This window comes from Arthrobacter terricola (genome assembly GCF_004354015.1).
Taxonomy (GTDB): domain Bacteria; phylum Actinomycetota; class Actinomycetes; order Actinomycetales; family Micrococcaceae; genus Arthrobacter; species Arthrobacter terricola.
Map to the genome: position 1 here is coordinate 264,114 of NZ_SMRU01000002.1, position 14,765 is coordinate 278,878.

The window sequence follows — 14,765 nt, forward strand, 5'->3', positions numbered from 1 at the left end:
AAAGCTGCTTTATGGACGCGCATCTTTTCGTGCGAGATACGCCTCAACGGCCGCTCCGAGGTCCTCGGCGTTGGGAAGTTCATCGTTTTCGTCGGCGAGCAACGAGCGGCGGACTGTCCCTTCTGCCTTGTCGTCGTACCGCGATTCCAGCTTCGACACCACTTCCTGGACGTCCTCGGACGCCTCGACCTGTTCGGCGATCTGCCGGCCGACTTCCCTGCCCGCCTCCCGGAGGCGGTCCGTCGGCAGCATCAGGGATGTTGCGGCGCCGAGGTATTCGAGGCCAGCTACGGCTGCCTGCGGGTACTCGGCGTCGGCGAGGTAATGCGGAACGTGGATGACGTATCCGGCTACCTTGCGCTGGGCTTCGCTGAGACGCAATTCGAGGATGTGGCCGATGGCCGAGGGAACCTGGACCGTGGGTTTCCAGGTTGAAATGCCTTCGATCAGTTCCGGGCGGTTGCCGTGGACAGTGACGCCGACGGGACGTGTGTGCGGAACCGGCATGGGGATGGAGTGGATCCACGCGACGAGGTTGACGTCGAGTTCTTCCACGATCCCGACGACGGCCCGCGCGAAGCGCTCCCACTGGAGGTCGGGTTCGAATCCGGCGAGCAGCAGGAACGGTTCACCCAGGCCGTCCCTCAATTTGTAAAGTGCCAACTGGGGAGCTTTGTAATCCTCCAGGTGGTCTTCGACGAAGGTGATGTGCGGCCGCCGAGTCCGGTAGTCGATGAGTTGGTCGGCATCGAATACAGCCACGGTTTCGACGTCGAGGGTATCGAGCAGCTCCCGGTTGATCTGCTGGACGACATGGCCCGCATCGGCGAACCCGGTGAACCCCATGAGCATGTTGAGTCCCTTGGTGTCGGGACTGTGGAAGAGCTCGATGTTGCTCGCGTAGAGCGACTCGGGGTCAAGGAGTGAGCCGGAAATCCGTTCAAACACGGCATGTTCCTTTCGCAGTTGCAAAATTCCAGGAGGATCGCGGGGCTGCACGCCACGGCAGGCGCCATGGGCGGCCGGCTACGGTCCATGTATTGGTACAACGCGGGAAGCCAGCCGCACATTCCTGCCGCTTATGTGCTGCAACTCTCATTTAATTGCTTTCCGCGGCGGCGGACAGACTACGATCGAGACGTGCCGCCGTGTGCGGACCCAAGCAACCGCCGTCGTTGTCGCAAGCGGACAGGCGGCGGGGTACCGGGCCGGGCGCCGAACATGCAGCCCGGCAAAGCCATGCAGAGAGAAATGAGGACGGATCCTCGTGGTGAAGACTACAGATATTACCCTTGGCACGATTGCCCGGGACCTGAAAAAGTCGCCGAGCGACGCACTAGTAGTGGGCGTCGGACAGGGCGCTGACGGGCCGGTCCTGCTGAGGAACCCGCTGAGCGCGAAAACCGCGGAGTCCCTCTCGGCGTCGCTGTCGATCCTCGGCATCACGGGCGCGGCCGACCAGGTGCACCGCCTCCCGGGCCTTCCGGAGACCGGCGCGGGCGTACTGGTACTGGCCGGCGTCGGCAAGGTCGCCGACGACGCGCCCCTCTCCGAAGAGGCCCTCCGGCGGGCGGCAGGATCCGCGGTCCGCCAACTGGCCGGCTTGGACTCCGTGACGCTCGCGCTCCCGACGGCGTCCCTCGCCGACGTCGCGGCAGTCGCCGAGGGTGCCACCCTTGGTTCCTATTCCTACACTGAGCACCGTTCGAGCAAGGACGGCCTCAAGGACCCGGTCGGGAAAGTCCGGATTTACACCGAGTTCGATGGCAGCGCGGTCCAGCCCGTCCTGGACCGGGCGCTCCTCGTTGGACGCGCCGTCAACGCGACGCGCACCCTCGTCAACCAGCCGCCGAGCCACCTGTACCCCGAGTCCTTTGCCGATGCAGCCAAAGAACTCGCCAAAGGCCTTCCGGTCAAGGTGACCGTCTGGGACGAAAAGCGCCTCGAAAAGGAGGGCTTCGGCGGCATCCTCGGCGTCGGAAAGGGTTCGTCACGCCAGCCGCGACTGGTCAAAGTGGAATATGCGCCCGCGAAGGCCACGAAGAAGATTGCGCTCGTGGGCAAGGGCATCACCTTTGACACCGGCGGCATTTCGATCAAGCCGGCCCTTGGCATGGGCGACATGAAGAGCGATATGGCGGGCGCCGCCGTCGTACTTAATACGGTGCTGGCCGTCGCGGGACTTGGCCTGCCGGCCAAGGTGACCGCATGGCTCTGCATCGCGGAAAACATGCCGTCCGGCGCGGCCCAGCGCCCCGCTGACGTCCTCACCGTCTACGGCGGCAAGACCGTCGAAGTCCTCAACACCGACGCGGAAGGCCGCCTGGTCATGGCCGACGGGATTGTGGCGGCGAGCCTCGAGCAACCCGACGCCATCATCGACGTCGCCACGCTTACGGGTGCCCAGCTGATCGCACTCGGCAACCGCACTGCGGGCGTCATGGGTTCGGACTCCCTGACCGCCGCCCTCAAGTCCGCCGCCGACCGTGCAGGCGAACTCGTATGGCCGATGCCGCTACCTGAAGAGTTGCGCGCGAGCCTCGACTCCCAGGTTGCCGACATCGCCAACATCGGCGAACGGCACGGCGGCATGATGACCGCCGCGGTCTTCCTGCGCGAGTTCGTGGGTAAGGACAACGAAGGCAAGCAAATCCCCTGGGCCCACGTGGACATCGCCGGTCCGTCGTTCAACAACGGCAGCGCGTATGGCTACACGCCGAAGCAAGGGACCGGCTGCACGGTCAGGACACTGCTCGCGTACGTCGAAGACGTCCTGGCGACGGCCTGAACCGGCCTGCCAAGGGGCCGTTCCATGACCGGCCCCACGGTCCGACGTGAGTCTGGCCACAAGCGCCCCACAAAAGCCTCGGCAGGGTGGAGCATGGATAGGTGGTTCGCTAAGGTGAACCACGGTAGTCACAAATGCAAGGGAACTTGGGTGCTGACATAATCGCGGCAGTACAAGTTTCAAGACCAGATGACGCGTAATCGCGTGTCATCGCTCACGCGAGGGAGCGTCCTAGTGGCCGATCAGGCAACTGCGCAAGAATTCGACATCCTGGTACTCGGCGGCGGCAGCGGCGGCTACGCCACAGCTCTGCGTGCCGTTCAGCTTGGCTTCACCGTCGGCCTCGTTGAGAAGGCCAAGCTTGGCGGTACCTGCCTGCACAACGGGTGTATCCCCACCAAGGCACTCCTGCACTCGGCAGAGCTGGCCGACCACGCACGTGACGCCTCGAAGTACGGCGTGAACATCACGCTCGACAGCATCGACATCAACGCTGTCAACACTTACAAAGACGGAATCGTCGCCGGCAAGTACAAGGGCCTGCAGGGACTCATCAAGTCCAAGGGCATCACGGTCATCGAAGGCGAAGGCAAGCTGCAGGGCACTGACACTGTCGTCGTGAACGGCACTGCATACAAGGGCAAGAACATCGTCCTGGCCACCGGCTCGTACTCGCGCTCCCTGCCTGGCCTGGAGATCGGCGGCCGCGTGATCACCTCCGACGAAGCCCTCACCATGGACTACATTCCCAAGAGCGTCATCGTCCTCGGCGGCGGCGTGATCGGCGTCGAATTCGCTTCAGTCTGGAAGTCCTTTGGCGTTGACGTCACCATCGTCGAGGGATTGCCTTCCCTCGTCCCCAACGAAGACGCAGCAATCGTCAAGAACCTGGAGCGCGCCTTCAAGAAGCGCGGCATCAAGTTCAGCACTGGCGTCTTCTTCCAGGGCGTCGAGCAGAACGAGAACGGCGTCAAGGTCACCCTGGTTGACGGCCAGACGTTCGAAGCCGACCTCCTCCTGGTCGCCGTCGGCCGCGGCCCGGTCACCGCGAACCTCGGCTACGAAGAAGCCGGCATCACCATCGACCGCGGCTTCGTCATCACCAACGAGCGCCTGCACACCGGCGTCGGCAACATCTACGCAGTGGGCGACATCGTTCCCGGCGTCCAGCTGGCCCACCGCGGATACCAGCAGGGCATTTTCGTCGCCGAAGAGATCGCCGGCCTGAAGCCTGTGGTCGTCGAAGACGTCAACATCCCGAAGGTGACTTTCTGCGAGCCTGAAATCGCCACGGTCGGCTACACCGAAAAGGGTGCCAAGGAAAAGTTCGGCGAGGACCAGGTCCAGACGCAGGAATACAACCTCGCCGGAAACGGCAAGAGCTCCATCCTGGGCACCGGCGGCATCGTCAAGGTTGTCCGTCAGAAGGACGGCCCCGTCGTCGGCATCCACATGATCGGGTCCCGCATGGGCGAGCAGATCGGTGAAGCGCAGCTCATCGTCAACTGGGAAGCACACCCGGAGGACGTCGCGCAGTTCATCCACGCGCACCCGACCCAGAACGAGACCCTCGGCGAAGTCCACCTTGCCCTCGCGGGCAAGCCGCTGCACGGCTAAGGTTCCCGCACTCGATACACCTGTCCTGTGCCCGCACGAACTGCGGGCACAGGACCCAGCAGGCAATACTCATCCGCACTAAAGATCAATAAGGAGAACGGGGACGACATGTCTGAATCCGTTAACTTGCCCGCCCTCGGTGAAAGCGTCACCGAAGGCACCGTCACTCGCTGGCTCAAGCAGGTTGGTGATCGAGTGGAAGTCGACGAGCCCCTGCTCGAAGTTTCCACCGACAAAGTAGACACCGAAATCCCGTCTCCGATCGCCGGCATCATCGAGGAAATCCTCGTAGCCGAAGACGAGACCGCTGAGGTCGGCGCTCCCTTGGTTCGAATCGGCAGCGGCAGCAACGGCGCTGCGGCTCCAGCAGCCGCACCGGCTGAAGCAGCACCTGCGGCCCCCGCACCGGCACCGGAAGCAGCGCCTGCACCCGAAGCCGCTCCCGCACCTGAGGCAGCCCCTGCTCCCGCCGCAGCTTCCGCTCCGGCCGAGGGCCACGACGTAACTCTCCCGGCACTCGGCGAAAGCGTCACCGAAGGCACGGTCACCCGCTGGCTCAAGGCCGTCGGCGACACCGTCGAAGTTGACGAGCCGCTCCTCGAAGTGTCCACCGACAAGGTAGACACCGAGATTCCTTCCCCCGTCGCCGGAACGCTCCTGGAAATCCGCGTCAACGAAGACGATACCGCCGAGGTTGGCTCCGTTCTCGCGGTCATCGGCTCGAGCTCCCCCGCTGCGGCACCGGCACCAGAAGCGGCTCCCGCAGCACCGGCAGCAGCCGCTCCTGCGCCGGCAGCCCCGGCCGCACCGGCACCAGCTCCTGCTGCACCGGCCCCCGCTGCACCGGCCCCCGCCGCGGCTCCGGCAGCAGCAGCCCCGGCTCCCGCAGCCGCGCCTGCCGCTGCTTCGACCTCCTCCGAGTCCGGTTACGTCACTCCGATTGTCCGCAAGCTCGCCAACCAAAACGGTGTGGACATCAGCACCGTGACCGGCACCGGCGTCGGCGGCCGAATCCGCAAGCAGGACGTTCTGGCTGCCGCTGAGGCAAAGAAGGCAGCAGCGGCCCCTGCCGCAGCTCCCGCCGGCCAGGCAACCCAGGCTAAGGCTGCCGCCCCCGTCGCAGCTTCCTCGTTGCGCGGAACCGTGGAGAAGGCTCCGCGCATCCGCCAGGTAATCGCCCGCCGCATGCGCGAATCCCTCGAAACCTCGACGCAGCTGACCCAGGTGCACGAGGTCGACATGACCAAGATCGCCAAGCTTCGCCTCAAGGCGAAGGGCACCTTCGAAGCCCAGAACGGCGTCAAGCTCACGTTCCTGCCGTTCATCGCCAAGGCTGTTGCCGAAGCGCTGAAGCAGCACCCCAAGCTGAACGCGGCCTACGACGAGGACAAGCAGGAAATCACCTACCACAACGCGGAACACCTCGCGATTGCGGTTGATACCGACAAGGGCCTTCTGGTTCCCGTCATCTCCGACGCCGGAAACCTGAACCTCGCGGGCCTCGCCGGCAAGATTGCCGACGTCGCGGGCCGCACCCGCCAGGGCAAGATCGGTCCCGACGAGCTGTCCGGCGGAACGTTCAGCATCACGAACATCGGCTCCGTAGGCGCGCTGTTCGACACTCCGATCATCAACCAGCCGCAGGTGGGCATCCTGGGCACGGGTGCGATCGTCAAGCGCCCGGTCGTGGTCTCCGACGCGAACGGTGACGACTCGATCGCCATCCGCTCCATGATGTACCTCTCGCTGACCTACGACCACCGCTTGGTCGATGGCGCCGACGCAGGCCGCTTCCTGCAGACCCTCCGGGCCCGCCTGGAGGAAGGTGCTTTCGAAGCGGACCTGGGTCTCTAGTCCGCTTGACAACGACGAGGGGCGCGCCTCGGTGGGTAACCGCCGAGGCGCGCCCCTTTCGTCTGCGCATGTTCAACCGTGGCTTTGCTACAGCACGTAGAAGATTCTGGCTAAGCTAAAGCCATGAGTATTCTCTTTAGCGTCCTGCTGTTCCTGCACATCGTTGGCGCGGCCATGATCGTGGGTTACTGGATCGCCACGATGAAGCAACCCACCGTCCATCCCCGCCAGCGCGACGGCGCATTCGTCCAGCTGATCACCGGTATTGCCATGATGGGTGTCCTGCCCGTACTGCACAACCAAGACCCGAGCGATTTTGGCGAACCCAACTACGTCAAACTGGGCATCAAGTTCCTCATTGGCGTCGTCGTAGCCATCCTGGCCATCATCGGCTCCCGCAAGGTCAAGAAGGGCGAAGCAGTCTCCACCGGCTTGGCCCACGGCGTCGGCGGGCTGGCCCTCATCAACATCGCCATCGCCACGATCTGGCAGTAATTTCGGGCAACCCGGCGAGCCGACGGTCATAATCCTCTGAGAGCGGACAAGCCGTGCAGGGCCGCCGTCTAATCCCTAGGATTGAACCCGGTGGCATCCGGCATCCGGATGCCGATTCGCAACGACGCTGAGGAGTGGACATGGCTACAACACGCACCGCACACACCGTATGGAACGGCAACCTGATCGAAGGCGCCGGCAACACGACGCTGGACAGCTCGGGCCTCGGAACCTTCGACGTCACCTGGAAGGCTCGCGCAGAGTCGGCAGAAGGCAAGACCAGCCCGGAAGAACTGATTGCGGCAGCACACTCCGCATGCTTCTCGATGGCCTTCAGCAACGGCGTCGCGGGCGCTGGCTTCACCCCTGAAGAGGTCAACACCAAGGCCGACGTCACCTTCCAGCCCGGCGAAGGCATCACCGGCATCCACCTGACCCTCGTCGCCAAGATTGCCGGCGTCACCGAGGAAGAGTTCCAGGCACTTGCTGCCGACGCGAAGGTCAACTGCCCGGTTTCCGCAGCCTTGAAGGCAACTCCGATCACCCTGGACGCAACGCTCGCTTCCTAGCGACACAACTCCAGAAGCACGAAGTCCCCGCCATTCCTTCCGGAATGGCGGGGACTTTTTACGTGGACCGCAGAATCAGCGGTTTTGCGGCCGGGCCGGCAAGGCGTCCGGGCGCACCGTGCGGTAGCCCTGCCTCAGGGGCGGCCGGTCGGTGGGCAGTTCCTGGACCATCTCCTTGAGCGCGCCGATGCCGTATTCAAGCTGGGGATCGGTGCCTGCCGCATAGGCGTGGGGCGGGAACACTACTTCAATATCGGGCTCGACCCCGAAGTTCTCGACGCTCCAGCCGATACCGCCGGAGAACCAGGTGGCGTACCGCGGCTGGGTCACGCCGGTGCCGTCGGCCAGCGAGAAGCGGTTGTCAATGCCCACGACGCCGCCCCAGGTGCGCGTGCCGATCACGGGACCGATCCCCCGCAGCTTGGACACCTGGGTAATGATGTCTCCGTCCGAACCGGCGAATTCGTCGGCAAGGACGATGACCGGTCCTCGTGGCGCGTGATGCGGATAAGTGCGCGGCTTTTCGCCGCGCGGCATGCTCCATCCGGTCACTTTGCGCCCGATCAATTCGGCCACCAGTTGGGACGTGTGTCCACCCCGGTTGCGGCGTACGTCCACGATCAACCCGTCCAGGGCGGTCTCTGTATCGAGGTCCCGGTGGAGCTGCGCCCAACCATTGGCCATCATGTCCGGCACGTGCAGGTATCCGAACTTTCCGTCCGAGGCTTCCCGCACGGTGCGTCGATTCGCGTGGACCCATTCCTGGTAGCGCAGGCGTTCTTCGTCCTTCACGGGAACCACGGCGATCCGGCGCTGCTTGCCTGCCGCCGCGCCGTGTCCGGTTCCGTTCAGGATGGTGAGTTCCACCGTGCGGCCGGCGGCCCCCACCAACTGCTTGGCGGGTGTCCGTTCCGCAGAGAGCCCGACGCCGTCGATCGCCAGGATGACGTCGCCCACCTTCGCGTCGGCTCCAGGCCGCGTGAGGGGTGAGTTGGCCAGCGGGTCCGAAGTATCTCCGGCCAGGACCCGCGATATCTCCCATCCTGCGTCCGTGAACGTGAGGTCGGCACCGAGGCGGCCCTGGCCGTTGCTGCCCGGCTCACCCACGGCCTTCGGCCGCACGTAGGCGTGCGAGGTGCCCAGTTCGCCGTGGAGCTCCCACAGGAGGTCAACCAGGTCGTCGTGCGAGCCGAGGCGTTCGACGACGGGACGGTACCGCCGGTAGACCGATTCCCAGTCCTGCCCTGCCATGTCCGCGGTCCAGAAGAAGTCCCGCTGCAGCCGCCACGCCTCGTCGAATGCCTGGCCCCAGACGGCCAGCGGATCCATGATGACCCTGATCCGGTTCAGTTCAACCTTGATGAGCTCGCCCGAATCCTCGTCGGCCTTCGCGGCTGCGGGCACCGCCACTACCTGCTTGTCGTTGACATAGACGAGCTTCTTGCCGTCTCCGGAGACACGGTAGCGTTCGAGTGCCGTGACCAAGGTGGACTGCTTCAGCTTCGAAAGGTCGTAGCGGACCAAGGACGGAGCCGGCGCCTTGTCCTGCACTGTACCCCGCCCATCGCCAGTGACTCCGGAGAGCGGGGTGTCGAGCCACAACAGCGCGCCCGGCGTCGCCGAAAGCGCCGAGTAATTTCCTTGCGGCACCGGTACGCTGACTACCCGCAAGGACAATCCGTCCAGGTCCACCCGGACCGGTGCCACAGCGCTAGTATCGGCGTTCGCGTCGGCGGAAGCTCCGGCGTCGTCCTCTTCCAAGCGGTCCACCGCGGGACCGAACGGAGACGGCGTATCTGCCGCGAGGGCCACGAGGTACGGCTTGATGGGGCTGGGGAAGGACAAGTCGAAGGCATGACCGTCATAGACGGGGTCAAAGCTGCGGTTCGACAAGAACGCGAGGAACTTCCCGTCCGGAGTGAAGGCCGGCGATTCATCGCAGAACCTGCCGTCGGTGACATCGACGACGTCGCTGGGCCGGGCCGCATTCGCCAGGCGCAGTTTGCTGCGCGAACCAAAGGATGTCACGGGCTCGGACCAGGCAAGCCATTGCGAATCGGGCGACCACGCTACGTTCTCGATGCTGCCGTCCCCGACGCTGACAACGGGCACCAAGGTACCTTCGACCGTGTCCGCCAGGTAGACATCCCCGAAGGCGGTTCCCACAGCGAGCCATCGACCGTCGGGGCTGGCCTCGAGGGTGCTCGCTCGGACGGGCTTAGGGAAGCCGATCCGCACCTCATCCGCGGGAACCGCTGCGGCTGCAGCCGGTTCCGGGGTCACAGGTGCTGCCGGAGCCTCCGTGGAGTCGTCGGGCCGCGACTCGGGCCCCGACTGCGTCTCCGGGAGTGCAGTGCTTGCCGCGTGGCCCGCGATCGCCGAGGCCGAGACGGGGCGGGGCAGGGGGTTCGCGGAAGCCTCGTCCGCTTCCTGCTGTGCACCATCGACGGGCCCGTCGACGGGCTTCCGGGGAGCAGCAGGGGCCGCGGTTTGCGCGGCGCCCGGCACGATCCTCTTGACATAGATGGACTCGACGCCGTCCTGGTCGGCCACGTAGGCGATCCTGCCGTCACCAAGAGGCCGCGGCAACCGTGCACGCACGCCGGGAGTCGCTTCAACGACCCGCGACGGGCCGTCCTTGTGACGCAGCCAGTGGATCGTTCCGTGGGACTCCACGGCGCTGGCCGAGCCGGCAGCGTTGGGGATTACGTCCCCGAGGTGGGTTGCCACCTTCAGCGGGGTCGGGCGGCGCGACTGCGACGCTGATCCGAGCGTGACCTCCACACGAACCGCTTCGGCGTCGGCATCCAGCGAGGGAAGCATCCACAGCTCGCCGGCGGATTCGAAAATGACCCGTTTACCGTCGCTCGCGGCATGGCGTACATAGAAATCTTCGTGGTCGGTGTGACGGCGCAGCACTTGTCCGTCCGGGCGAACCGAGTAAAGGTTCCCATGGCCCTCGTGGTCCGAAAGGAACGCGATACGGTCACCCACCCACATCGGGTCCGCGAGATTCCCGTCGACATCGGCAAGGAGGCGCGCAAATTCGCCATTGCCATCGGCATCGATCCACAGTTTTCCGGCCGTACCGCCACGGTAGCGCTTCCACCAGGCAGGTTCGCGGGACAGGACGCTTGCCAGGACAACCGGGCGCTCGTCCCCCACTTCCGGGCCGAACGCCACTGACTCCACGGGCCCGAAGGGAAGTTCGACGGCGGGACCTCCCTCGAGGGGCAAAGCGTAGGCGTGCGTGTGGCGGCTTTCGGCCTGTTCGAACGCCGTTGTGACTACCACGTCCCCCGATGCGGTGAATCCCTTGACGCGAGTGGTGCTGTGGCCGAAGTAGCTCAACTGCCGGTACCCGCCGCCGTCGACGTCTGCCACCACCACTTCGGGCGCCGCGCCGACAACGGTGGTCCAGACGAGCTTCGTACCGTCCGGGCTGAACCGCGGATTGCGGGCAGGCAACTGCTGGGCTGAAATCCGCCACGCGCGGCCTCCGGCCACGGGTGCGATCCAAACGTCGTCTTCGGCAACGAAAGTGATCAAATCACCGTGCACGTGCGGGAAACGGAAGTAGCTGGAGGAGGTCATTGATTGATCATAACCAAACGAGAAGCAAGGCTTTTGAGGCCTGCCGGAGTGCCGAAGTGACTCTTGCCATGATGAGATGAGGCATGCGAATCGTGATGTCGGGTGCTTCGGGATTTATCGGGACCGCATTGTCAGGACACCTGCTTGCGCGCGGGCACGACGTCGTCCGGCTGGTTCGCCGTCCGGCGGCGGACCCGGGAGAAGCGAGTTGGGATCCTGCTGCCGGACGATTGGATGAGGCCGTGTTGGACGGAGCCGACGCCGTCATCAACCTCTCCGGCGCGGGCATAGGCGACCGCCGCTGGACGAAAGAGCGCATCCGGGAAATCAAGGATTCGCGTTTGATGGCCACCAAGACCCTGACCGCCGCCATGGGACGCCTCGATACTCCGCCCAGCACATTCCTGAGCCAGTCCGCTTCCGGATATTACGGCGGCTCACGCACCACTCAACTTCGCGAGGATTCCGGAGCCGGCAAGGGGATGCTGGCGGCATTGTGCGTCGACTGGGAGGCCGCCGCCCACACGGCCCCCGCGGGGGTCCGGGTGGTAACTCCCCGGACGGGCGTCGTACTGAGCGCCGACGGCGGAGCATTGGGACCGCTCCTGCCCCTCCTCAAGTGGGGCGTGGGCGGGCCGTTGGGCAACGGCCGCCAATACTGGCCGTGGATCTCCCTCGTGGATGAAGTCGCCGCCCTCGAACACCTGCTCGTCTCGTCGATCGAAGGACCGGTCAATGTCTGCGCTCCCGAAAGCGCGGACGTAAATGCGATCGTCGCCCAGCTTGCCGCGGCCTTCCACCGCCCGGCTTTCCTGCGGGTTCCCGCGCCCGCCCTCAAGCTTGCCTTGGGTGCCCATCTGGCCGAAGAACTGGTCCTTGCCAACCAGCGCATGGAACCGGCGCGGCTGGCCGATTCCGGGTTCACCTGGGAGCATCCGGCACTGGCGGACGCTGCACGCTGGGTGGTTGGCAATAGCAAGTAAACGCCGCCGACGGCTGTCAGTGCTTGTCCAGGATCTCGCTGGCCAGGATCTCGCTGATGCGCCACGCGCCCGAGACACGGACCAACACCACTTTGAGCTCTTGCCGTTTGCCGGGCGGAACCGAGCGCATGGCTTTTCCTGCCGCGTCCCGTTCTTCGTAGGCGGAGGTTTCAACGGTCACGGCAAGGCTTGCGCGATCCGGGACTGGAGAATTTTCCGCCTGGATGGACAGCAGAGTCGACGAGAACCCTGCAAGGACCAGGCCCGCGCCTTCCAACCCGTCCGCGATCTTCCGGTCCGCGGCGGCAGCGGCAGATCCCTCCACATTGACGTGTTCGAGCAGATCAGGCCTTCCGGTGCTGAACGCCGCATCGCGGGCCTCAGACAGGGCGCGGAGGGCTTCCACGGGGTCCTCCCCTCGAATCCGTTCGATGATGCCTGGTGGCGGCTCGGCGCTTGCTGCCGGGCCGTCGCTGTTCTCCGAACCATGGTCCGGTAGCGGCTTCTCCGCCGGTCGCCCCGCAGAGGCGGGGGCCGACGTCGGGCCTTGCCCTGGATTCCCCGCCTCAGTTCCCTCTTCCGCGGTCCACCACAGGATCGCAGTCCCGAGCGCGACGAGCACCCCAAGGCCAAGCACCCCGCGACCCAGTAACCCACGACCCATCGCCCCATGACCCAATGCCGCAGGACCGAACCGTCGGCGGCCGGGGGCTGAGTCCCGGGATCTACGGGTCAACGGGCTTCGGGCAGGATTCCTTTGTCTTCTTCGTAGCGGGATCCGCATCCGGCGGAGCATCGTGCGGCACGCTCCCTCGCGGTTCGACGTCGCCCGGCGCGTTATCAGATCCGGAATCACGGTCTCGTGTACCGAGTTGGATAAGTCCACCGGCATCGCGGCAGCGCTCCTGTAGACCGCGACGGCCAGCTCTGCGGCTGTGGGACGTTGCTGCCGGTCCGGATGCAGGCCGGCCTCCAAAGCCGCCGAGAGCGCTGCGGGCACCTCCGGCACGAGCAGGGTCAGCGGTGGCCGCTTGTCGGCAACATCAGGGGCGGAGCCCGTAAGGCAATACCAGCCAAGCGCGGCGAGGGCGTAGGTATCCCTTTCGGGTTCCAGCTCGGGGCGTCCTTCGGCAGAGGGGGCTGGATCTGAAAATCCAGGCGTGCCCGCGTCCGGAATGCCGGTGGCGTCACCCAACATGCGGGACAGTCCCAGGTCCGCCAGGAGCGGCTTGCCTTGGGCAGTAAAGAGGACGTTCCCGGGTGCGACATCGGAATGGGTCAAACCCTGGCGATGAAGGTATGACAAGGCCTGCGCTATCGGAGTCAGGATCGTCACTGTCTCCCCCACGGTCAAGTGTCCCCTGCTGGACACCAGCTGACCCAGCGAACCCCCACCGGCGTAGTCCATGACCAAGCCCAAAGCGCCGTCGAAGGCCCCGGCCAGCTGCACTGTGCCATGCACTTTCACGAGGTGCTCGTGGTCCAGCCGGGACAGAAGTCCGACTTCCCGCAACATCGGCGATTCGGTTTCCGGCAGGTCCGGACCATCCATGCGTTCGATCCCTCCGCTGGATGGGCACTTCACAGCGAAGTTCTTTCCCGTGCGCTGCCGGGTAGCGAGCCATACGGTGGCATGGCCTCCCCGCCCAAGTTCCCGAACCAGGACAAAGCCTGGTATTTCAGGCTGGGGCGTCTCCCCTGGCATTGAGGAGCTTCCTGCGTGGTCGTGACCATTCGGACCCGGCGAAAGAGTATCCATGCCTCAAGAGATACCGGAATTCCCGAATTGGCGCAGAAGTTATCCACAGGCCGTGATCGGGGGCCGCCATCCAGCCGAGTACGACTGAGAGCTTGACCACAAAATCATGGCCTGCGTCCGCCGGGGTCTAAGCTTGTCCCCATGACTCTTGAGTTTTCACAGCTGGGTCTTGCCCCGGATTTCGTTGATTACATGCAGGGCTGGGACATCCAGCGCGAACTCCGCAACAAGGTTGTTGCCGGCGAGAAACCCAGCACTGTCCTGCTCCTCGAGCACGCTGCGGTCTACACTGCCGGCAAGCTCACGGAAGACCACGAGCGCCCGTTTGACGGCACGCCCGTGGTGCCCGTGGACCGGGGCGGCAAGCTGACATGGCACGGGCCTGGGCAGTTGATCGCCTATCCCATCGTCAAGCTGAAGAACCGCGCCGGAATCCGCGACTACGTCGAGCGCCTCGAAGCCGTCATGATCGCCATCATGGAGGACTACGGAATCAAGGCCACGAGGGTCAAGGGCCGGGCCGGCGTATGGGTCCTTGCCGACGAGAAAGGCCCGGACCGCAAGATCGCCGCGATCGGCATCCGCGTCCTGGACGGCGTCACGATGCACGGAGTGGCAATCAACTGCAGCAACGACCTCGCCCCCTACGCGCAGATCATCGCGTGCGGCATTACCGACGCGAGCGTCACCACCATGTCCATCGAAACCGGCCGGACCATCAACCCGGCCGATATTGTTGAACGCTTCAAAGAGGAGTTCAACAAGCACGAAGAAGCACTCGTCTCCAGCCCCGAAGGAGCAATCCAGTGACCCTGGCACCTGAAGGCCGTAAGTTGCTGCGTGTTGAGCAGCGCAACAAGGCCGTCCCGGTTGAACGCAAGCCCGAGTGGATCAAGGCCAAGGTCCAGATGGGCCCGGAATTCGTGGGCCTGAAGAACCTGGTGAAAAAAGAAGGCCTGCACACCGTGTGCGAGGAAGCCGGCTGCCCGAACATCTTCGAATGCTGGGAAGACAAGGAAGCGACCTTCCTGATCGGCGGCTCCGAATGCACCCGCCGCTGCGACTTCTGCCAGATCGACACCGGCAAACCCTCCCCCCTGGACCGC

At 64.9% G+C, this 14,765-nt stretch carries 10 protein-coding genes and 1 pseudogene; 8 read left to right on the plus strand and 3 right to left on the minus strand.

Annotated elements, in window-relative coordinates:
• Positions 1-9 precede the first annotated feature (9 nt).
• The gene (locus E1809_RS02925; protein ID WP_133202714.1) at positions 10-948 is read right to left on the minus strand and encodes a proteasome assembly chaperone family protein; all 939 of its coding nucleotides are present in this window, start codon (positions 946-948) and stop codon (positions 10-12) included.
• A 319-nt stretch (positions 949-1,267) separates the two neighbouring features.
• On the opposite strand from E1809_RS02925, the gene E1809_RS02930 reads away from it, so the two are divergent.
• The 5 genes from E1809_RS02930 to E1809_RS02950 all read left to right on the plus strand — a co-directional run bounded on the left by E1809_RS02930 (position 1,268) and on the right by E1809_RS02950 (position 7,323).
• Positions 1,268-2,788, plus strand: coding sequence for a leucyl aminopeptidase (locus E1809_RS02930; RefSeq protein WP_133202715.1), 1,521 nt, complete (start codon positions 1,268-1,270; stop codon positions 2,786-2,788).
• Positions 2,789-3,022: 234 nt separating this feature from the next.
• Entirely contained in the window at positions 3,023-4,405 is a 1,383-nt protein-coding gene (gene lpdA, locus E1809_RS02935; RefSeq protein WP_133202716.1) for a dihydrolipoyl dehydrogenase, read from the plus strand.
• Positions 4,406-4,513: 108 nt separating this feature from the next.
• Positions 4,514-6,259, plus strand: coding sequence for a 2-oxoglutarate dehydrogenase, E2 component, dihydrolipoamide succinyltransferase (gene sucB, locus E1809_RS02940; protein WP_133202717.1), 1,746 nt, complete (start codon positions 4,514-4,516; stop codon positions 6,257-6,259).
• 123 nt (positions 6,260-6,382) lie between these two features.
• Entirely contained in the window at positions 6,383-6,754 is a 372-nt protein-coding gene (locus E1809_RS02945) for a hypothetical protein (RefSeq protein WP_133202718.1), read from the plus strand.
• A 140-nt stretch (positions 6,755-6,894) separates the two neighbouring features.
• The gene (locus E1809_RS02950) at positions 6,895-7,323 is read left to right on the plus strand and encodes an OsmC family peroxiredoxin (RefSeq protein ID WP_133202719.1); all 429 of its coding nucleotides are present in this window, start codon (positions 6,895-6,897) and stop codon (positions 7,321-7,323) included.
• Between the two features lie 75 nt (positions 7,324-7,398).
• Here the strand turns inward: E1809_RS02950 and E1809_RS02955 are convergent, their stop codons facing one another.
• On the minus strand, positions 7,399-10,917 hold the full coding sequence (locus E1809_RS02955; protein ID WP_133202720.1) for a S41 family peptidase: 3,519 nt from the start codon (positions 10,915-10,917) through the stop codon (positions 7,399-7,401).
• Between the two features lie 83 nt (positions 10,918-11,000).
• On the opposite strand from E1809_RS02955, the gene E1809_RS02960 reads away from it, so the two are divergent.
• Positions 11,001-11,900: a TIGR01777 family oxidoreductase gene (locus E1809_RS02960; protein ID WP_133202721.1), complete on the plus strand. Its 900-nt coding sequence runs from the start codon at positions 11,001-11,003 to the stop codon at positions 11,898-11,900.
• 16 nt (positions 11,901-11,916) lie between these two features.
• On the opposite strand, the gene E1809_RS02965 is transcribed toward E1809_RS02960, so the two are convergent.
• Complete coding sequence (locus E1809_RS02965; RefSeq protein ID WP_165962192.1) at positions 11,917-13,605, minus strand: serine/threonine-protein kinase; 1,689 nt, start codon at positions 13,603-13,605, stop codon at positions 11,917-11,919.
• Positions 13,606-13,800: 195 nt separating this feature from the next.
• Here E1809_RS02965 and lipB point away from each other — a divergent pair, with 195 nt between their 5' ends.
• Both lipB and E1809_RS02975 read left to right on the plus strand, forming a co-directional pair.
• The gene (lipB, locus tag E1809_RS02970; protein WP_133202723.1) at positions 13,801-14,469 is read left to right on the plus strand and encodes a lipoyl(octanoyl) transferase LipB; all 669 of its coding nucleotides are present in this window, start codon (positions 13,801-13,803) and stop codon (positions 14,467-14,469) included.
• A pseudogene (locus E1809_RS02975) lies at positions 14,466-14,765 on the plus strand (lipoyl synthase); the annotation flags it as partial. The gene lipB and the pseudogene E1809_RS02975, both read left to right, overlap by 4 nt.